The 17,071-nt window shown below is 72.4% G+C and carries 19 protein-coding genes; 12 read left to right on the top strand and 7 right to left on the bottom strand.

Annotation, left to right across the window (positions count from 1 at the left end; genetic code table 11):
- Position 1: 1 nt before the first annotated feature.
- Both ACIBQX_RS30610 and ACIBQX_RS30605 read left to right on the top strand, forming a co-directional pair.
- Entirely contained in the window at positions 2 to 1,015 is a 1,014-nt protein-coding gene (locus tag ACIBQX_RS30610; RefSeq protein ID WP_397010517.1) for a LacI family DNA-binding transcriptional regulator, read from the top strand.
- Positions 1,016 to 1,102: 87 nt separating this feature from the next.
- A complete protein-coding gene (locus ACIBQX_RS30605) occupies positions 1,103 to 1,597 on the top strand; it encodes a DUF6789 family protein (RefSeq protein ID WP_397010515.1) in 495 nt (164 codons plus the stop codon).
- Here the strand turns inward: ACIBQX_RS30605 and ACIBQX_RS30600 are convergent.
- Positions 1,567 to 2,331, bottom strand: a complete 765-nt coding sequence (locus tag ACIBQX_RS30600) for an aminotransferase class IV (RefSeq protein ID WP_397010513.1) — start codon at positions 2,329 to 2,331, stop codon at positions 1,567 to 1,569. The genes ACIBQX_RS30605 and ACIBQX_RS30600 overlap by 31 nt on opposite strands.
- Positions 2,332 to 2,444: 113 nt before the next feature.
- Here ACIBQX_RS30600 and ACIBQX_RS30595 point away from each other — a divergent pair, with 113 nt between their 5' ends.
- Genes ACIBQX_RS30595 through ACIBQX_RS30580 form a run of 4 tightly spaced genes read left to right on the top strand, consistent with a single transcriptional unit; the run spans position 2,445 to position 7,975 of the window.
- The gene (locus tag ACIBQX_RS30595) at positions 2,445 to 3,677 is read left to right on the top strand and encodes a sensor histidine kinase (protein WP_397010511.1); all 1,233 of its coding nucleotides are present in this window, start codon (positions 2,445 to 2,447) and stop codon (positions 3,675 to 3,677) included.
- Positions 3,674 to 4,318 (top strand): response regulator, encoded by a 645-nt coding sequence (locus tag ACIBQX_RS30590; RefSeq protein WP_397010509.1) that lies wholly within the window; start codon positions 3,674 to 3,676, stop codon positions 4,316 to 4,318. Before ACIBQX_RS30595 ends, ACIBQX_RS30590 begins: the two co-directional genes overlap by 4 nt.
- A gap of 28 nt (positions 4,319 to 4,346) precedes the next feature.
- Positions 4,347 to 4,703, top strand: coding sequence for a nucleotide pyrophosphohydrolase (locus tag ACIBQX_RS30585; protein WP_397010507.1), 357 nt, complete (start codon positions 4,347 to 4,349; stop codon positions 4,701 to 4,703).
- Between the two features lie 47 nt (positions 4,704 to 4,750).
- Positions 4,751 to 7,975 (top strand): BTAD domain-containing putative transcriptional regulator, encoded by a 3,225-nt coding sequence (locus ACIBQX_RS30580; RefSeq protein WP_397010505.1) that lies wholly within the window; start codon positions 4,751 to 4,753, stop codon positions 7,973 to 7,975.
- Between the two features lie 12 nt (positions 7,976 to 7,987).
- On the opposite strand, the gene ACIBQX_RS30575 is transcribed toward ACIBQX_RS30580, so the two are convergent.
- Positions 7,988 to 8,437, bottom strand: coding sequence for an SRPBCC domain-containing protein (locus tag ACIBQX_RS30575; RefSeq protein ID WP_397010503.1), 450 nt, complete (start codon positions 8,435 to 8,437; stop codon positions 7,988 to 7,990).
- 177 nt (positions 8,438 to 8,614) lie between these two features.
- Here ACIBQX_RS30575 and ACIBQX_RS30570 point away from each other — a divergent pair, with 177 nt between their 5' ends.
- On the top strand, positions 8,615 to 9,313 hold the full coding sequence (locus tag ACIBQX_RS30570; protein ID WP_397010501.1) for a helix-turn-helix domain-containing protein: 699 nt from the start codon (positions 8,615 to 8,617) through the stop codon (positions 9,311 to 9,313).
- Here ACIBQX_RS30570 and ACIBQX_RS30565 read toward each other — a convergent pair.
- Entirely contained in the window at positions 9,310 to 9,912 is a 603-nt protein-coding gene (locus ACIBQX_RS30565) for a hypothetical protein (RefSeq protein WP_397010499.1), read from the bottom strand. The two genes, ACIBQX_RS30570 and ACIBQX_RS30565, sit on opposite strands and share 4 nt — an antisense overlap.
- 20 nt (positions 9,913 to 9,932) lie before the next feature.
- Positions 9,933 to 10,628 carry a 2OG-Fe(II) oxygenase gene (locus ACIBQX_RS30560; protein ID WP_397010497.1) on the bottom strand — a complete coding sequence of 232 codons (696 nt, stop codon included), beginning with the start codon at positions 10,626 to 10,628 and terminating at the stop codon, positions 9,933 to 9,935.
- 125 nt (positions 10,629 to 10,753) lie between these two features.
- On the opposite strand from ACIBQX_RS30560, the gene ACIBQX_RS30555 reads away from it, so the two are divergent.
- The gene (locus ACIBQX_RS30555; protein WP_397010495.1) at positions 10,754 to 11,563 is read left to right on the top strand and encodes a lysophospholipase; all 810 of its coding nucleotides are present in this window, start codon (positions 10,754 to 10,756) and stop codon (positions 11,561 to 11,563) included.
- Between the two features lie 96 nt (positions 11,564 to 11,659).
- Here the strand turns inward: ACIBQX_RS30555 and ACIBQX_RS30550 are convergent, their stop codons facing one another.
- Complete coding sequence (locus ACIBQX_RS30550) at positions 11,660 to 11,983, bottom strand: hypothetical protein (RefSeq protein WP_397010493.1); 324 nt, start codon at positions 11,981 to 11,983, stop codon at positions 11,660 to 11,662.
- Between the two features lie 458 nt (positions 11,984 to 12,441).
- On the opposite strand from ACIBQX_RS30550, the gene ACIBQX_RS30545 reads away from it, so the two are divergent.
- Complete coding sequence (locus ACIBQX_RS30545) at positions 12,442 to 13,251, top strand: carboxypeptidase-like regulatory domain-containing protein (protein WP_397010491.1); 810 nt, start codon at positions 12,442 to 12,444, stop codon at positions 13,249 to 13,251.
- Between the two features lie 15 nt (positions 13,252 to 13,266).
- Here the strand turns inward: ACIBQX_RS30545 and recQ are convergent, their stop codons facing one another.
- Complete coding sequence (recQ, locus tag ACIBQX_RS30540; RefSeq protein ID WP_397010489.1) at positions 13,267 to 15,084, bottom strand: DNA helicase RecQ; 1,818 nt, start codon at positions 15,082 to 15,084, stop codon at positions 13,267 to 13,269.
- Positions 15,085 to 15,278: 194 nt separating this feature from the next.
- Here recQ and ACIBQX_RS30535 point away from each other — a divergent pair, with 194 nt between their 5' ends.
- From ACIBQX_RS30535 to ACIBQX_RS30525, 3 genes are all read left to right on the top strand, one after another.
- Complete coding sequence (locus ACIBQX_RS30535; protein ID WP_397010487.1) at positions 15,279 to 16,037, top strand: SDR family NAD(P)-dependent oxidoreductase; 759 nt, start codon at positions 15,279 to 15,281, stop codon at positions 16,035 to 16,037.
- 28 nt (positions 16,038 to 16,065) lie between these two features.
- Positions 16,066 to 16,311: a type B 50S ribosomal protein L31 gene (locus ACIBQX_RS30530; RefSeq protein ID WP_397010485.1), complete on the top strand. Its 246-nt coding sequence runs from the start codon at positions 16,066 to 16,068 to the stop codon at positions 16,309 to 16,311.
- Positions 16,312 to 16,466: 155 nt separating this feature from the next.
- On the top strand, positions 16,467 to 16,838 hold the full coding sequence (locus tag ACIBQX_RS30525) for a DUF3040 domain-containing protein (RefSeq protein WP_397010483.1): 372 nt from the start codon (positions 16,467 to 16,469) through the stop codon (positions 16,836 to 16,838).
- Here the strand turns inward: ACIBQX_RS30525 and ACIBQX_RS30520 are convergent.
- Positions 16,806 to 17,069: a DUF6343 family protein gene (locus ACIBQX_RS30520; protein ID WP_397010481.1), complete on the bottom strand. Its 264-nt coding sequence runs from the start codon at positions 17,067 to 17,069 to the stop codon at positions 16,806 to 16,808. The genes ACIBQX_RS30525 and ACIBQX_RS30520 overlap by 33 nt on opposite strands.
- Positions 17,070 to 17,071: the final 2 nt, after the last annotated feature.

The raw sequence follows: 17,071 nt of genomic DNA, 5'->3' as shown, positions 1-17,071 counted from the left end.
CATGTCTGCGAAAAGGCGGGTGACGATCGCTCTGATAGCCGAAGAGGCCGGGGTGTCGATCCCCACGGTGTCCAAGGTCATCAACGGCAGGCCCGAAGTGGCTCCGGCGACCAGGCACCGCGTCGAGCGGCTGCTGCACAAGCACGGATACCAGCGGCGCATCAGCCAGGACGAGACCCGCGCGGGCCTCGTCGACGTGGTCTTCACCGAGATGGAGTCCCCCTGGGCCATGGAGATCGTGCGCGGCGCCGAGATGGCCGCCCACGAGGCCGGGGCGAGCGTGGTGATCTCCGTTCTGCACACTCACGCCGGGCCGGGCCGCGACTGGCTCGAACGGCTCGCCGGGCGCAGGACGGACGGCGTGGTGATCGTCGCCTCCCGCCTGTCGCTCGGGGTCCAGGACCAGCTCAGCGCCCGTACGCTGCCGTTCGTGGTGGTCGACCCCGACGGTGAGCCCGCGCCGGGCGTCGTCTCCGTCGGCGCCACCAACTGGAACGGCGGCCTGGCCGCCACCCGCCACCTGCTGGAGCTCGGCCACCGCCGGATCGGCATGATCAGCGGTCCGGCCGACATGCTGTGCAGCCAGGCCCGGATAGACGGCTACCGCGCGGCCCTGGAGACGGCCGGCGTGCCCGCCTCGCCGGAGCTCATCCGCCGCGGCACCTTCCTGGTCGACTCCGGCCACGACCACGGCCACGCGCTGCTCTCCCTCGACGACCCGCCCACTGCGATCTTCGCGGGCAGTGACCTGCAGGCGTTCGGCGTCTTCGAGGCGGCTCGCCAGCGCGGGCTGCGGGTGCCCGAGGACCTCAGCGTGGTCGGCTTCGACGACCTGCCCCTGGCGAAGTCCGCCTGGCCGCCCCTGACCACGGTCCGTCAGCCCTTACAGGAGATGGCGGCGCTGGCCACCCGGACGGTGCTGGCCATGCGCCGGGGCGACACCCCCGAGGCGCGTCGCGTGGAGCTCGCCACCGAGCTCATCGTCCGCGAGAGCACCGCGGCGCTGCCCGCGTAGCGTTCCAGGGCGAGCGTTTCAGGGTAGTTTCATCGGGTTCCGGCCCGGCGGCCGTTTCGCGCCTGGGGAGGCGGGCAGCCGCACGGCATGATGCGCGAACTCGTCAACGGAGCCGTCAGCGGCACGCTCGCCACCGCGGCGATGAGCACGGTCATGGTCACGGGGGAGAAGGCGGGGCTCATGCACGGCCAGCCGCCCAAGCACATCGTCCGTGGCCTGCTGCCCGGCAGCGAGCGGCGGCGCAAGAAGGGCGAGGGCGTGCTGGGCGCGGTCGCGCACCTCGCCTTCGGCGCCGCCTCGGGCGCCGCCTTCGGCCTGCTGTGCAGGAGGCGGCGCGGCCGGATGCCGCTCGGCGTCGGTTACGCGTTGCTGATCTGGGTCGTCAGCTACGCGGGCTGGGCGCCCCGGCTGAGCGCGCTGCCGCCCCTGGAGCGCGACGACCCCGGCCGGCAGGGCGTGATGGCCGCCGGCCACGTGGTGTACGGCGCGACGCTGGCCTTCCTGCTCAACCGGCTCGACCCCGGCCGGGCCATCCCAGCCGAGGCGTCACCTCAGATGGCGTCCCAGGGCGTCGCGTCGTAGAGGTCCGTCAGCCGGGCCATGAGCCCTTCGTCCACCTTCAGCGCGACGTCGTCCACCCGGTCCACGGCCATCACGCCCCACGAGTTCGTCAGGAACACCGCGCCGAACGCCGGCAGGTCGCCCGTCCGCAGCACCCGGTGCTCGCACGGCACCCCGGCCCGGCCCAGCTCGGCCTCCATGAGCTGCATCGTGATGCCGCGCAGCATCGGCGCGTCCGGCCAGATCACCCGCTCGCCGTCGAAACAGCCCAGGTTTGTGATCGCCCCTTCGGAGATCACCCCGTCGTCCCCGGTGAGCAGCGCCTCGTCGAAGCCCTCCGCCCGCACCTGGGCCCGCAGATAGGCCTGGGGGAAGCCGCCGGTGTGCTTGATGTGCGGCAGGAAGCGCTGGTAGCGCACCGACCGCAGCCCCTTCGGCGTGGCCGCCAGACGCACCGGCTCACCGGAGCCCACCAGCACGCGCAGCCCGTCCGCCTCGCACACGTACACCCGCACGCCGGCGTCCACGACCTCCAGCGCCCTGATCGAGTCCACGACGAGATCCCGGTCGAGCTCCTGGCCGAACAGCTCCCGCGTGGCCGAGCCGAGCCGGTCGAGATGGCGGCCCAGCCCCCGCACCCGGCCGCCCCGCAGTTGCATCGCCGTGAAATGCCCGTAACGCGCCTTGAGGGCGAGAGCCACCTCGGCCCCGTCCGCGATCCGCCCGTCGATCACCGTGCGCTCGATGACGACCACCTCCTTCGACCTCCGGCAACATACTCCTTTCGTCGCCCCTCCCCGTAGCCGATCGGCCCAGGCCGGGCACGCCCGCCGCGCCGTACCCTGACGTCGTGCGGTGGAGGGAACGGATGCGGAGCAGTGTGCCGGCGGCGCTCGGCGCGCTGGTGTTCGTGACCTGCCTGATGGCGGTCGCCGGAGGCCAGGGCTTCACGCCCGCCCCTCCGGCCGCGCTCGTGCCCGCCGCCGCGGCGGCGGCCGGCCTGGCCGCCTGGCACGCCGGGCGTTCGTGGTGGCCGCTCACCCTCGTCGCCGCCGTCGTCTACCCGTCGCTGGTGATGTGGCCGCCGCTCGTCGTCGCCTCCTACTACGTCGGTACGTCCTGGCGCAGGACCCGGGACCTGGTCGCCTACCTGGTCGTGGCGGCGCTCACCATGGCGGCGTCGGTGGTGGTGGGCCGGCTGACCGGCGGGATCCGGGAGACGGTGACCGCCACGCCGGCCAACGCCACCCTCATGGCGGCGGGCACGGTGGGTCTGCCGCTGGTGTTCGGGCTCTGGATCCGTACCAAACGCGAGGTGCTCGCGGCGGCCAGGGAGCGCGCCGACCGCCTGGAGCGCGAGCAGGTGATGCGCGCCGAGCAGGCCCGCACCCAGGAGCGGGCCCGGATAGCCAGGGAGATGCACGACGTCGTCGCGCACCGGGTCTCCCTCATGGTCCTGCACGCCGGCGCCCTCGAAGTGAGATCCGGCGACGAGGAGGCGGCCGGCACCGCGGCCATGATCGGCGACATCGGCAGAGAGGCCCTGACCAACTTGCGCGAGATCCTCGGCGTGCTCCGCTCCCCGCACCAGCCCGTGCCGCTGAGCCCGCAGCCCACGCTCGGCCACCTCGACCGGCTGCTCGACCAGACCCGCTCGCTCGGGATCTCCGTCGTCCGGCACGACCACGGCCAGGCCCGCCCGCTCGGCGCGACGGTGGAGCGGACCGCCTACCGCGTCGTACAGGAGGCGCTCACCAACGTCCACAAGCACGCCGCCGACGCCCGCACCGACGTCCACCTCCGCTTCCTGGCGGGTGAGCTCCAGGTGGAGATCCACAACCTGCCGCCGCGAGGCGCCGACCTGCCGCCGCGCGGCGCTGACCTGCCGGCTCCCGGCGCTGACGTGTCACGGCGGGGCGGCGCCGGTCCGTCTGCCGGGGGCGGGGCGCCGGCCGCCGCCGGGGCGTTGCCCGGCTCCGGGTGGGGGCTGGCGGGGCTGCGTGAGCGGGTGGAGCTGCTGGGCGGCACGCTTCAGGCGGGGCCGCGTGCGGACGGCGGGTTCGGCGTGCTCGCCACCATCCCGGCGGAGGCCGCCGCGTGATCCGGGTGCTCGTGGTCGACGACGAGGCCCTGGTCAGATCCGGACTTAGGATGATATTGGAGGCATCCGATGACATCGTGGTCGTCGGCGAGGCCCGCGACGGAGCCGAGGCCGCCACGGCCGTCCTCCGGCTCAAACCGCACGTCGTCCTCATGGACGTACGGATGCCCGGCACCGACGGGCTGACGGCCGCCGCCCGCATCCTCGCCGCGCCGGACCCGCCCAAGCTGGTCATGCTGACCACCTTCGACCTCGACGAGTACGTTCACGAGGCGCTCCGGCTCGGCGCGGTGGGCTTCCTGCTCAAGGACACCCCGCCGCGCGACCTCGCCACCGCCGTGCGCACGGTCGCGGCGGGCCAGGCGATGCTCTCGCCCGCGGTGACCAAGCGGATCATCGACGCCTTCGTCGGTCGCGCGCCCTCCCGGGCCGAGGCGGCACGCGACCGGCTCGCCTCCCTCACCGGCAGGGAGGAGGACGTGATCAGGGCCGTGGCCCGCGGCCTGTCCAACGCCGAGATCGCCCGCGAGCTACGACTCTCGGAGGCGACGGTGAAGGCGCACCTGAGCCGCGTGCTGGCCAAGCTCGGCCTGACCAACCGCGTCCAGGCCGCCATCCTCGTCCACGACGCGGACCTGTGAGCGAGTCGTGTGGGTAGTGTCGTCTTCCGTGACGGAGTTGGAGCGGCTCGCCGCACGGTTGCAGGAGTTCGCCGAGGTCCGGGAGTGGGAGAGGTTCCACACGCCCAAGAATCTCGCGATGGCGCTCGCGGGCGAGGTCGGGGAGCTGGTGGCGGAGTTCCAGTGGCTCACCGCCGAGGAGTCCCGCGCCCCCGACCCGCAGACGCTCGCCAGGATCGCCGCCGAGCTCGGCGACGTGACCAACTATCTGGTACGGCTGGCGGACGTCCTCGGCGTGGACCTCATCGAGGCTGCGGAGGCCAAACTGGCCTCCAGCGAACGCCGCTACGACCCGGACCTCTACCGAGGCTCCGCGAGAAAAGCCCCACCGGACGCCCACCCCTAGGGGCCAGAGAGCCGCTTACGCCCCGCACTCGCCCATAGGGTACGAGTATGCGTTTTGGGGTGCTTGGGCCGCTGGCCGTGTGGACGGACGCCGATGAGGCCGTCACGATCCCCGGTACGAAGGTGCGCGCGCTCCTCGCCGACCTCCTGGTGCACGACGGCCATCCCGTCTCCGCCGACCGGCTGATCGACGACCTGTGGGGCGACGACCCGCCCGGCAACCCCACCGGCGCGCTCCAGGTCCGCGTCTCCCAGCTCCGCAAGGCGCTGGAGGACGCCGAGCCGGGCGGCAAGAACCTGGTCGTCTCCAAGCCCCCCGGCTACCTGCTCCGGGCCGCCGAGGTCGACGCCACCCGCTTCGCCGAGCTGCTCGCGCGCGCCGAGGCGGCCGGCGGCCCCGGCACCCGGGCGGGGCTGCTCGCCGACGCGCTCGCGCTGTGGCGGGGGCCCGCGTACGCCGACTTCGCCGACGAGGAGCACACCCGGGGCGCGATCCTCCGGCTGGAGGAGCAGCGGCTGACCGCCCTGGAGCTGCAGGCCGAGGCGCGGCTGGAGCTCGGCGAGCACGGCCTGCTGGTGGGCGAACTGGGCGATCTGGTGGCCCGGCACCCCCTCAGGGAGCGGCTGCGCGCCGCGCACCTGCGCGCCCTGTACCGGGCGGGACGGCAGAGCGAGGCGCTCGCCGCCTACGCGGAGCTGCGCGACCGGCTGGCCGAGGAGCTCGGCCTGGACCCAGGACCCGAGCTGGTGGCGCTGCACCAGGCGATACTCGGCCAGGACCCGGCGCTGAGCCTGCCCGCCGAACGCCCCGCGACCAACCTGCCCGCCTCGCTCAGCAAGCTCATCGGACGGGGTGAGGCCCTGGCGGAGGTACGCTCCCTCGTCCAGTCCGAGCGGCTGGTCACGCTCACCGGCACCGGCGGCGTGGGCAAGACCCGGCTCGCCCTGGAGCTCGCGAGCCGCCTGGTGGACGACTTCCCCGACGGCGCGTGGCTGGTGGAGCTGGCCCCCGTCGACCGGCGCACGACGTCGCTGGCCGAGGTCGTCATGGCGGCGTTGCAGATCAGGCAGGACACCGGCGCGGCCTTGTCCACCGACCTGCTGGCCGACGCGCTGCGCGCCAGGCACATGCTGTTGGTGCTGGACAACTGCGAGCATGTGGTCGAGCAGGCCGCGCAGCTTTCCGAGCTGCTGCTACGGGCCGCCCCGGAGCTGCGGATCCTGGCGACGAGCAGGGAGCCGCTGTCGATCGACGGCGAGACGTTGTGGGCGGTGCCGCCGCTCGGTGTCCCCGGCAGCACCGACCTGGCGATCATGGCCGGCTCGGACGCCGTGCGGTTGTTCGTGACGCGGGCCGCCGCCTCGGCACGCGGGTTCGCGCTCGACGCGGCCAACGCCCCGGCCATCGCGCAGCTGTGCAGGCGGCTCGACGGCATCCCGCTGGCGCTGGAGCTGGCGGCGACCCGCGTACGGGTGCTCGGCGTGCAGGGCGTGGTGGCCCGGCTCGACGACCGGTTCCGGCTGCTGGCCTCGGGGCAGCGTGGCGCGCCGCAGCGGCAGCAGACGCTCATGGCGGTGATCGACTGGAGCTGGGAACTGCTGACGGAGCCGGAACGCGTGGTCCTCCGGCGCCTGGCGGTGCACTCCGACGGCTGCACCCTGGAGGCGGCCGAGACCGTCTGCGGCTCCGGCTCCGGGGTCGCCGGGCCGGACGTTCTCGATGTGCTGGCCCGGCTGGTCGATCGGTCGCTCGTGGTCGTGGTCGACGCCGCGGCGGGCGTCCGCTACCGGCTGCTGGAATCGGTGGCGGACTACTGCGTGACCAAGCTCGCCGACGCCGGCGAGCTCGACGCCGTACGGCTCGCGCACGCCGCCTACTACACCGGCCTCGCCGAGGAGGCCGAGCCCCACCTGTACGGCCACGAGCAGCGGGAGTGGCTGCGACGGCTGGACGCCGAGTCCGCGAACCTCCGGGCCGCCCTGGACACCGCCGTGAACACCGCCGTGAACACCGCCGTGGACCAGGGAGCGGCCGACCTGGCGCTGCGACTGGTGAACGCGATGGCGTGGCACTGGTTCCTCCGCGGCCGCCTGGCCGAGGCGAGACGGGCGCTGGAAGCCGCGCTGACCGCCGCAGGCGACGCCGGTGAGCGACGTGAGGCGGGGCACGCCGGGGACGGGGACGGGGACGGGGACGGCGGCGATGTCAGGGCGAGGGCAGCCGCGTGGAACGCCGGGTTCGCGCTGCTGCTGGGGGAGCAGGCCGACTGGGAGCCGCTGCCGGACCGGATCGCCGACCCCGGCCGGCGGGCCAGGGCGGTGCTGTTCCTCGCGATGAGCGTGCATGACCTACCGCTGTGCCTGGAGCTGCTGGACAGGGCGCTGGTCACCTTCCGGGCCACCGGCGACCGGTGGGGCATCGCCGCCGCGCTCAGCCTGCAGGCCAAGGACCACTTCACCCGCCGCGACCTGGCCGCCCTGGAGCGCGTCTGCGAGGAGAGCGCCCGGCTGTTCAGGGAGCTGGGCGACCGCTGGGGCCTGCTGCAGGCCACCGAGTGGCTGGCCGGACTGGCCGAGACGGTCGGCGACCTCGACCGCGCCAAGGAGCTGTTCGCGCAGGGCCTGCGCATGGCGCAGGAGCTCGGCCTCTGGGCGGACGCCGCCCGGCGCACGTTCTGGCTGGGCTGGGTCGCCATGCAGGCCGGCGACTACGACCAGGCCCTGGAGCTGTGCGGCAGCGCGCTGCGGCTGTCCGTCGACCAGGGCTACCGGGAAGATCAGATCATGTGCGAGATGGGCGTCGCCTTCTCGGCCCGCCGGGCGGGCGAGCTGGAGCTGGCGGACAAGCACCTGCGCCATCTGCTCGACGGGGTGCCGCGCGGCCCCGGCGTCGAGCCCGCCCTGCACGTGCCGAGCACCCTCGTCGAGCTGGGCCTGCTCACCGAGCGCCGCGGCGACCCGGCGGCGGCCCTGGAGCTGCACCGGGAGGCGCTCGACGCCTCGCAGCGGATCGGCGACCCACGGACCTCGGCGTTCGCCGTGGAAGGGGCGGCCAGCGCGTTCGCGGCCGAGGGATCGTACGACAGAGCCGCCCGTCTCCTCGGCCTCGCGGCGGCCGCCCGCGACCTCAACCAGACCCCCGCGGGCCCCTCGGAGCAGGAGGACCTGGACCGCATCACGAGCGCTGCCCGCGACGCCCTCGGCGAGAGGGCGTTCGCCGAGGCGTACGAGCAGGGCGGCACCGTGAAACTGGACGACGCCGCCGCGCTGTGAGGGTCGTCCGGATCACGCGGACGTGAGGTGGTCGTTCAGGCGGTCGAAGAACTCGAGCCAGCCCACCTTGGCCTCGTCGGCGTGCTCCTGGTCGGTGTTCACGCCCCACTGGTGGAAGCACATCGTGGTCCTGCCGCCGGTCTCGGTCAGCTCGACCGTCGCCACGGAGGCGGGGCCGTCGCCGGGGTTGTCGGGGTCGCCGGTGGTGAAGACGAGGCGACCCGGCGCCGCCACCTCGCGGTACGCGCCGTCCAGAGTGACCTCGAAGTCCTCCTCGCCGCAGAGCGTCGCCTGCCACCTGCCGCCGGGGCGCACGTCCATGGCGACCCGGTCCACGGGGGTGGTCAGGCCGTGCGGCCCGAACCAGGCGGAGAAGTGCTCGGGCTCGGTCCACGCCTGGAAGACCCGCTGGCGGGGGGCGTCGAAGACGCGGGTGATCTCGTACTCGGCGGTCTGGATCATGGTGTGGCCCTTCGGGAGAGGCGGTGCGGCTTGATGACCATCACGATGCCGGGCCGCGCTTACGATCCCCTTCATGCCGCCTTCAGGCTTCGGGGTAAGGGCGCGTCACTTGAAGGTCCTTTCCTGGTGGTGAGCGTGCCGCGAGGGTGGGGGCCGGTTCACCGATAGTCTGCGCGGGTGGACAGCGCAGAACTGAAGGACCGCGTACGCGAGCTGAGAGCCGAGGGCCGCTCGCCGAAGGAGATCGCCCGCACGCTCAAGGTGCCGCCGTCGGCCGTGGCGCCGCTGGTGCGCGCCATCGCGGCCGAGAGCGCCGACCCGGAGCGCGAGCCCGAGCTGGTCGGTTGCTGGGTCAACGTCGGCTGGAGTGTCGGCCTCGGCGTCGACCCCGCCCACGGCTGGACCGACGAGGCGCCCGACGCCGGCGAGGGCGGCATGGTGTCGGTGCTGGTCGCCAGGCGCCACGGCTGGGACAAGCTGTCGGTCGCCGGCTTCCTGGCCGACGTCTACTGCACCGGCGTCAAGAACTACATGGGCCCCGAGGTGTTCGACGAGCGGGAGCTGCGCCGGTTCAGGGAGTTCTTCTTCGGCGAGTACAAGGGCTATCAGGAGGCGTCGATCGAGCTCGCCCGACACCTCGTCCTCGGCTCCACCGACTATGCCCGCACGCTCGGCTTCAAGTCCGACGAGGAGTTCGCGGCACCCGCCGCTCTGCTCGGCGCGTGGGAAGGGCCGTCGGCCATCACCTTCGGCAGGCAGGGCAGGCCGTTCTACGTGCCGGGACCGCACGACGACCCGGGCAAGATCGTCCGGATCCTGCGCCGCACGCTGTCCTACGACGACTTCGACTACGTCACGGACCAGTCACCCGCCTAGCGCTCCCGGTGGATCAGGTTGCGGCCCAGCCGCCAGACGCCGCCGTCCTCGTCCGCCCCGCGCATGCCTTCGAGCGTTCCCGGCTGGACCAGGGCGACGGCGCGGGCGGTGGAGGCGAAGCCGAACGTGCGCTCCGGTGCCCAGTCCGTGCTCTGCCGCAGGCGGGTGCTCATCCGGGCCCAGCCCAGGGGCGCTCCGGCGACGACCCACGCGTCGGGCGGCCCGGCGGCGAACCGCCTGGCCTGCCGCAGCCAGGACGCCGCCTCCTCCGGCCAGTCCACCACGGCCAGCACGGTGCCTCCCCACGCCCGCACGAACGCCTCGACCTGCGCGAACACCTCTGCTTGGGCGAACGCCCCCGTCTGGGCGGACGCCTCCGCTTGGGCGGACGCCTCCGTCTGGGCGGACGCCTCCGCTTGCGCGGCGGCGTTCCGCCCATGAACGGCCGGAACGGGGACGCCACGGCTGTGGTTGCCTGGGGCCTGGACATCCTGGCTGGGACGGGTGTGGCCGGCCAGGAGCGGGACGTCACGGCTGGGACGGGTGAGGCCGACCACGACCGCCTCTACTCGTGGCCGCGTCGAGGAGAGCAGCTCCATGAGTGTCTCCAGCTCCGGTGTCAAGCGGCGTCGTGGAAGACGAGGCCGAGCGTGTGGCGCCGGCCTGAGCGTACGGTGCTGACGCCGTGCCTGACCGGCGCGGCCGACCAGCCGCGCGCGGATCTGACCGGACGGTCACGCGTGGTGAAGATCAGCCCGTGGCCCTGCGGCAGCATGGTCACCGTGCCGCGCGACTGAGCCCGAGGTCGCTGCTCGACCAGCAGGAACTCGCCGCCCGCGTAATCCTCGCCCGGCCGGTCCAGCCCGATGACGACCTGGAGCGGGAACACCAGATCCCCGTAGAGGTCGCGGTGCAGCGCGTTCCAGTCGCCGGGCCCGTACCGCAGCAGGATGGGCGTCGGTTTCGGTTGCCCGGCCCGGTGGCACAGGTCCAGCCACTCGTCGAAGCTGTCGGGCCACGGCGCTGGCTTGCCGAGCCTGGCCGCCCAGTCACGGGCGATCGGCAGCAGCCTCGGGTAGAAGGCCGCCCGCAGCCGCGCGACCAGCGGCGGCAACGGGTGGGCGAAGTAGCGATACTGGCCCCGCCCGAACCTGTACCTCTCCATGTCGATCGTGGATCGGAACCGGGTGGCCTCGTCGTACAGGCCGGAGACGCTCGCGCACTCGGCCGGCGTGAGCACCGGCGGCGTCAGCGCGCACCCGTGCGCGTCCAATTCCCCGGCCAGGGCCGTCCAGTCGGCTGTGTTGATGGTCATACCTCTTACAACACCGGCGGCACGCGGAAAGTCGGCGGTTTTCGGACCTCGGAGCGGGTGGCCGCCTGGACGGCGGGGAGGCCACGTCGTACGCTCACCACGAAATCCGGACAGGGGGCCGAAGGATGGCGGAATCTCGGGAGTACGGCTTCGCCGGCACGCGGGGGCGGATCGTGGCTCGCGTGTGGCCGAACGAGCACCCGCGCTACGTCGCCATCCTGGTCCACGGCTATGGCGAGCACATCGGCCGCTACGAGCATGTGGCCGACACCCTCGTACGCCATGGCGCGGCCGTCTACGGCGCGGACCATCTCGGGCACGGCAGGTCCGACGGCGAGCGGGTGCTCATCGAGGACTACGAGGACGTGGTGACCGACGTCCGCACGGTGGACGAGCGGGCCAGGGCCGACCATCCGGACCTGCCCGTCGTCGTCATCGGCCACTCGATGGGCGGCCTCATCGCCGCCCGCTACGCCCAGCGTTACGGCGACACCCTCGCCGCGTTGGTGCTGTCAGGCCCCGTCCTGGGCGAATGGGAGGTGGTCGGCACGCTGCTGGCGCTCGACGAACTCCCCGACACCCCGCTCGACACCGCCACGCTCTCCCGCGACCCGTCGGTGGGCGAGACCTACGCTCACGACCCGCTCGTCTGGCACGGCCCCTTCAAACGCCTCACCCTGCGGGCACTGGACGCCACCATCAAGGCCATCGCCAAGGCGGGCCCCCTGGGCGCGCTGCCGACCCTCTGGATCCACGGCGCCGACGACCGCCTCGTCCCCCTCACCGGCACCCGCATCGGCATCGACGAGATCCGGGGCTCCGACCTCACCGAGCTGATCTACCCGGAGGCCAGGCACGAGGTGTTCAACGAGACGAACAAGGCCGAGGTCCTGGCCGACGTGACGACCTTCATCGACCGCGTACTGACAACCTGACCTTCACCGGCACCGCAGCCCGAAACCGACCTTCACCGGCACCGCAGCCCGATACCTGACGGCTCAGCCGGCGGGGCGTGCTGGGAAGCCGACCGCTCAGCCGGGTATGCGGGCTGATTTGCCGACCTGTAGCCAGACGTGGCCCGAGCCGTGGGTTCTGGACAGCTTCACCTTCCAACAGCCTGCCTTGGGGAACACCCAGCCGGTGCCCCACTCGTAGCCGGGGCGCTGCCAGCTCGACCCGCCGTGCTCCTCCAGCCAGACCAGCTTGGCCCGCTCGCCGCTGGGCAGCGAGGCCGACGCCTTGAGCGGGCCCTCGCCCGTCATCCGCCAGACGATCTTGACCTCCTTGCCCCGCTCGAACGGCACCTCGGCGAACAGCAGCCCCCACAACTCCGCGCCCTGCGAAGTCCCGCGCACCTCCGTAAGCCCGGCAGAGGTAAGCAGCGCTGTGCCACCACACGTCTCCCTGGCCACGACCGACCCAGGCGAGGCCCCGCCACCGGTAACCCGCCCGCCAGGGCTCCCCACCGCAGTCGGCCCACCTGGCGGGGGACCGCTCGTTACGGTCGGTTGGCCTGGTGAGGGACGGCCTGGCGTGGTCGGCCCGTTCGGCGAGGCGGTGACCGCCGTCGTCTGGGCGCACGCCGTGCAGCCGGCCGTCAGGACGAGCGCCGCGACCACCATCGTCAACCGCATGAGAACTCCATGCCTCTTCTACAACCGGCCGCCCCGGAAGGTTCCCAGCAGTCCCCGTGGGTGTGGCCGAGTCAGGGCCAGTCGGTCGTGGCACGTGCCTGCCCGATGGCTGGTTGTACCGCCTTCGCCCCACAACGCGCTGCAAGTCCACTGCAAGATCGTCTAACTAGGTTGCCGGCATGAGACGACTGTTGTTGGCCGGCATGCTGACGGTGACCCTGGGCGGTTGCGTGATCACGACAGGGGGACCGGTTCCGGTCAGCACGCAGGTGAGCGCGGAGCAGGGCAAAGGCACCCAGGAGGTCGAGGCGGGTCAGGACAAAGGCACGCTGGAGGTCGAGGCCGGCGTGCTGAAGGGCCGGGTCGTGGGGGCGGACGGCAGGCCGATCCAGGGCGCCGAGATCGCCGCCGACAACCAGCTCCTCTACAACAGCAATCTCATCGTGTCGACCGACGCCGACGGCTTCTACCGGGTGGACACCGACGTCGCGGCCACGTTCCACGTGACGGCCAGCATGAAGATCGACTTCAACGGCAAGAAGTACGCGATCGACCTCGCCCCCGAGGACGACACCTCCTTCGCCGGCCCGACCGGCGCGGTCAGGAACTTCACCTGGAAACTCACCGGGGAAAGGCCCGACGGCCTCGGCCACTACGGCAGCTCGGTGCTGTTCTACCTGGACAACGTCGACCCGCAGAATCCAGAGGTCTATCTGGAGGACGAGAACGTCGAGGTCACGCTCACCCCCGAAGGCCCGCTGGCCGACGGGTCGGCCGGACAGACCATCACCCGGAGGGCGATTCGGACCCCGGACGGGTCGGGCCTGGTGGACGTCCCTCTCGGCCGCTACCGGATCAGCGCGAACTATCAGGGGCGCCCGCTCCAGGTCGGCCCGCGTAACAGCGGGCAGTACGCCGCCGAGGTCGTCGCGGACTTCGCCCAGCACATCAACGCCGTCTACTGGATCGAGCTGGAGATGAAACTCTGACCGAGCGGCCGGCGGTCACGGCGCGGCGTCACCCGCCAGGGTCTCCAGCACCTGCTCGCCGTATTTGGCCAGTTTGTTCTCGCCCACGCCGTTGACCGTGCCCAGCGCGGACAGTGACGTCGGCGCCAGCGTGGCGATCTCGCGCAGGGTGGCGTCGTGGAAGATGACGTAGGCGGGGACGCCCTGCTCCTTGGCGGTGGCGGCCCGCCAGGAGCGCAGCCGCTCGAACACCGGCGCGGCCTCCGCCGGCAGGTCGACGGCGGGGCGGGCCTTGCCCCCGGCGGGTCTGGCGGCACGGGCGGGCCGCTGGGCGTCGCGGCGGAGCGGCACCTCCTGCCGGCCGCGCAGGACCTCGGCGCTCGCGTCGGTGAGGACGAGAGCGCCGTAGTCGGGCTCGACCGCCAGCAGGCCCTGGGCCAGCAGCTGCCGGACCACCCCGTGCCACTCGGAGTTGCCCAGCTCGGCGCCGACCCCGAACACGCTGAGCGAGTCGTGGCCGTGCTGGAGCACCTTGGCGGTCGTCTTGCCGAGCAGGATGTCGACGATCTGGCCGACGCCGAACTTCTGCCGCCGCTCGCGGGCCAGCCGCAGCACGGTCGAGAGCACCTTCTGCGCGGGCACCGTGCCGTCCCAGGACTCCGGGGGCGTCTGGCAGGTGTCGCAGTTGCCGCACGGCTGGGTGCCGCTCTGGCCGAAGTAGTCGAGCAGCATGACGCGGCGGCACGCCACCGTCTCGCAGAGCGCCAGCATCGCGTCGAGGTGGTGCGCCTGGCGACGGCGGTGCTGGTCGTCGCCTTCGAGGCTCATGCGGCGGTGTTGCACGACGTCCTGAAGGCCGTAGGCCATCCAGGCGGTGGCGGGCAGCCCGTCGCGCCCGGCCCGCCCGGTCTCCTGGTAGTAGCCCTCAAGGGACTTGGGCAGGTCGAGATGGGCGACGAAGCGTACGTCGGGCTTGTCGATGCCCATCCCGAACGCGATCGTCGCCACCACGATCAGCCCCTCCTCGCGCAGGAAGCGGGCCTGGTGGGCGGCGCGGGTGCGGGCGTCGAGGCCCGCGTGGTAGGGGACGGCGGCGATGCCGTTGTCGACGAGGAACTCGGAGATCTTCTCGACGGAGGAGCGCGACAGGCAGTAGACGATGCCGGCCTCGTCGGGGTGCTCGGCGCGCAGGAAGTCGAGGAGCTGGCGCTTGGGCTCGCTCTTGGTGGTGATGCGGTAGTGGATGTTGGGGCGGTCGAAGCCGGCCACGAAGTGCCGCGCCTGCTCCAGGCCGAGCCGCTCGGAGATCTCGGCGTGGGTGGCGGGGGTGGCGGTGGCGGTCAGCGCGATGCGCGGCACCTCGGGCCAGAGTGTGGGCAGCTCCGACAGCGCGAGGTAGTCGGGGCGGAAGTCGTGGCCCCACTGCGAGACGCAGTGCGCCTCGTCGATCGCGAACAGCGAGATCTCGCCCTTGGCCAGCAGCCGCACGGTGGCCTCGACCCGCAGCCGCTCGGGCGCGAGGTAGAGCAGGTCGAGCTCGCCCGCCAGGAACGCCGCCTCCACCCGCTGCCGCTCGCCGAAGTCCTGCGTCGAGTTGAGGAACCCCGCGCGCACGCCCAGCGCGGTGAGCGCGTCGACCTGGTCCTGCATCAGCGCGATCAGCGGCGAGACGACCACCCCGACCCCCGGCCGCACCAGGGCGGGGATCTGGTAGCAGAGCGACTTGCCGCCGCCGGTGGGCATGAGCACGAGCGCGTCGCCGCCCGAGACGACGTGCTCGATGATCTCCTGCTGACCGGTCCGGAACGAGTCGTAGCCGAACACTCGGTGCAGGACCTCAAGGGAGGTATCCATATGGCTACCTTACGTGTTCGGCGGTCGACGTCCGGCGAGGTTCGCCCACGGCGATCGTAGTCACCGGCGAGAGCGCTCCGAGACCGCATGCCGTATCCGATCAGCTGAGTGATCGCCGGTACGCGACCATCACTTTCCCGGAATGCCCGGAAATGCGGTGATTGCGGTCACGTCAGGGGGAAGGGCTGACCGATATGAGCCTGTCTTATGTGGTGACCGGTGGAGGACGAGGTATCGGGCGAGCCGTCGTGCAGCGGCTTTTGGGGGAGAAGGACACCGTGGTCGCCGTCGAACGCGACCCGGGCGCACTCGACTGGGCCGGTCCCCGGGTCGTCCCGGTGATCGGGGACGCTGCCGACGAGGCCGTCGCCGGCCGGGCCGCCGACCTCGCGGAGGAGGCGGGCATGCTCTCGGGCTGGGTCAACAACGCCGCCGTCTTCGGGGATGCCTCCGTCCACTCCGCCCCGATCGCCGAGGTCCGCGCGCTGATCACGGCCAACCTCGACCTGGCCGTCGTCGGCTGCGCCACCGCGGTGCGCCGCTTCCTGGCCTCGGGTACGGCGGGCGCCATCGTGAACGTCACCTCGCACCAGGCGCGCAGGGCGGTCCCGGGCAGCCTGCCGTACTCGACGGCCAAGGCCGCCGTCGAGGCCCTGACCAGAGCGCTGGCGGTCGAGTACGGCAAGAGCGGCATCCGGGTGAACGCGGTGGCGCCGGGCTCGGTGGCGACGGAGCGCTACGAGCGGTTCCTGGCCGGGCGGGGGGCGGAGGCGGCCGGGATCGAGGGGGAGATGGCCCGGCTGCACCCACTGGGCCGGGTCGCCACCACGGCCGAGATCGCCGCCGCGGTGGCGTACCTGCTCTCGCCCGAGGCCTCCTTCGTGAGCGGCGTGACCCTGCCCGTGGACGGCGGCCGCTCGGTCCTCGGACTGGATCCCGAAGCACGGGAATGAAAACCGTTGCCATCGAGTTGGAGGGGGCATGAAGAAGAACCTGCACCCGTCCTACCGGCCGGTCGTCTTCCGTGACCCCAGCGTCGGCTTCGCCATGCTGACCCGGTCCACCGTGTCCACCGACAAGACCGTCGAGTGGGAGGACGGCCGCACCTACCCGGTCGTCGACGTCGACGTCTCCTCCGCGAGCCACCCGTTCTACACCGGCCGTGGCCGCGTGCTGGACACCGCCGGCAGGGTCGAGCGCTTCAAGCAGCGCTACGGCAAGATGTGACGCGAGAGCTCGTAGCCCCCGTTCCGCCCGGCTTGTCCAAGCCCGGTGGGCGGGGGCTTCGACGTTCACTCCCTTTCCTCACCGAAGAGGCCGCATGTCCTAGTTACCAGCGGGTACAAGGGCTTTACCGGCGTGGGAGCGATGGTGATCGCACAATGAGTCTCTCTGGGAAGGAGCGCCGCATCCTCGCTGAAATCGAGCAGGCTCTGGAGCAGGATGACCCGGAGCTCGCCAAGAGGGTCGCGGCGATCAACGAGATCGAGTCGGACGGCGTGCCGGCCCGGCGCAAGGACGACGAGGTGCCCCGGGCCGACGAGCTGCCCCGGGCCAGGGACGCGATCCCGATCCCCGGCGACGAGCCCGCCCCGCGAGCCGATCCCGAGCGGCCGCGCGGCCACTCGCGCGGCCGGCAGCCCGGCCGGCTGTCCGGTCGCCAGTCCGGTCGACAGCCCGGTCGCGTGTGGCTCATCGTGGTGGTCGTGGTGCTGACCTTCCTACTGCTGGTGCTGGCCGTCGCGACGGCGTGAGCGGCGGTGCCTGAGCACCAGCAGGTCGACGGCCGCGATGACGGCCACAGCGGCCGCGATCGCCGCCTCCCAGACCCAGACCTCCTCGCCGGTGCTCAGCGCCCGCGAGACGAAGAAGACGGCCGCCACGGTGGCGAGCACGAGCGCTGCCAGGGACAGGATCCTGCGGACGCACACGGGGCTGCGTGCGGTCGTGGGCTCGGTGCCCGCGCGGTTGCGTAGCCACATCATGA

The organism is Nonomuraea sp. NPDC049714 (assembly GCF_044465295.1).
Classification (GTDB): Bacteria; Actinomycetota; Actinomycetes; order Streptosporangiales; family Streptosporangiaceae; genus Nonomuraea.
Note: the sequence above shows the minus strand (reverse complement) of the source record. Positions and strands in the feature narration are given on the sequence as shown.

Coding starts and splice junctions, on each gene's coding strand:
- ACIBQX_RS30560 (WP_397010497.1), bottom strand. CDS start 10,628: ATGACCATCAACACAGCCGACTGGACGGCCCTGGCCGGGGAATTGGAC.
- ACIBQX_RS30610 (WP_397010517.1), top strand. CDS start 2: ATGTCTGCGAAAAGGCGGGTGACGATCGCTCTGATAGCCGAAGAGGCC.
- recQ (WP_397010489.1), bottom strand. CDS start 15,084: ATGGATACCTCCCTTGAGGTCCTGCACCGAGTGTTCGGCTACGACTCG.
- ACIBQX_RS30605 (WP_397010515.1), top strand. CDS start 1,103: ATGATGCGCGAACTCGTCAACGGAGCCGTCAGCGGCACGCTCGCCACC.
- ACIBQX_RS30545 (WP_397010491.1), top strand. CDS start 12,442: ATGAGACGACTGTTGTTGGCCGGCATGCTGACGGTGACCCTGGGCGGT.
- ACIBQX_RS30555 (WP_397010495.1), top strand. CDS start 10,754: ATGGCGGAATCTCGGGAGTACGGCTTCGCCGGCACGCGGGGGCGGATC.
- ACIBQX_RS30595 (WP_397010511.1), top strand. CDS start 2,445: ATGCGGAGCAGTGTGCCGGCGGCGCTCGGCGCGCTGGTGTTCGTGACC.
- ACIBQX_RS30580 (WP_397010505.1), top strand. CDS start 4,751: ATGCGTTTTGGGGTGCTTGGGCCGCTGGCCGTGTGGACGGACGCCGAT.
- ACIBQX_RS30530 (WP_397010485.1), top strand. CDS start 16,066: ATGAAGAAGAACCTGCACCCGTCCTACCGGCCGGTCGTCTTCCGTGAC.
- ACIBQX_RS30520 (WP_397010481.1), bottom strand. CDS start 17,069: ATGATGTGGCTACGCAACCGCGCGGGCACCGAGCCCACGACCGCACGC.
- ACIBQX_RS30565 (WP_397010499.1), bottom strand. CDS start 9,912: ATGGAGCTGCTCTCCTCGACGCGGCCACGAGTAGAGGCGGTCGTGGTC.
- ACIBQX_RS30525 (WP_397010483.1), top strand. CDS start 16,467: ATGAGTCTCTCTGGGAAGGAGCGCCGCATCCTCGCTGAAATCGAGCAG.
- ACIBQX_RS30575 (WP_397010503.1), bottom strand. CDS start 8,437: ATGATCCAGACCGCCGAGTACGAGATCACCCGCGTCTTCGACGCCCCC.
- ACIBQX_RS30535 (WP_397010487.1), top strand. CDS start 15,279: ATGAGCCTGTCTTATGTGGTGACCGGTGGAGGACGAGGTATCGGGCGA.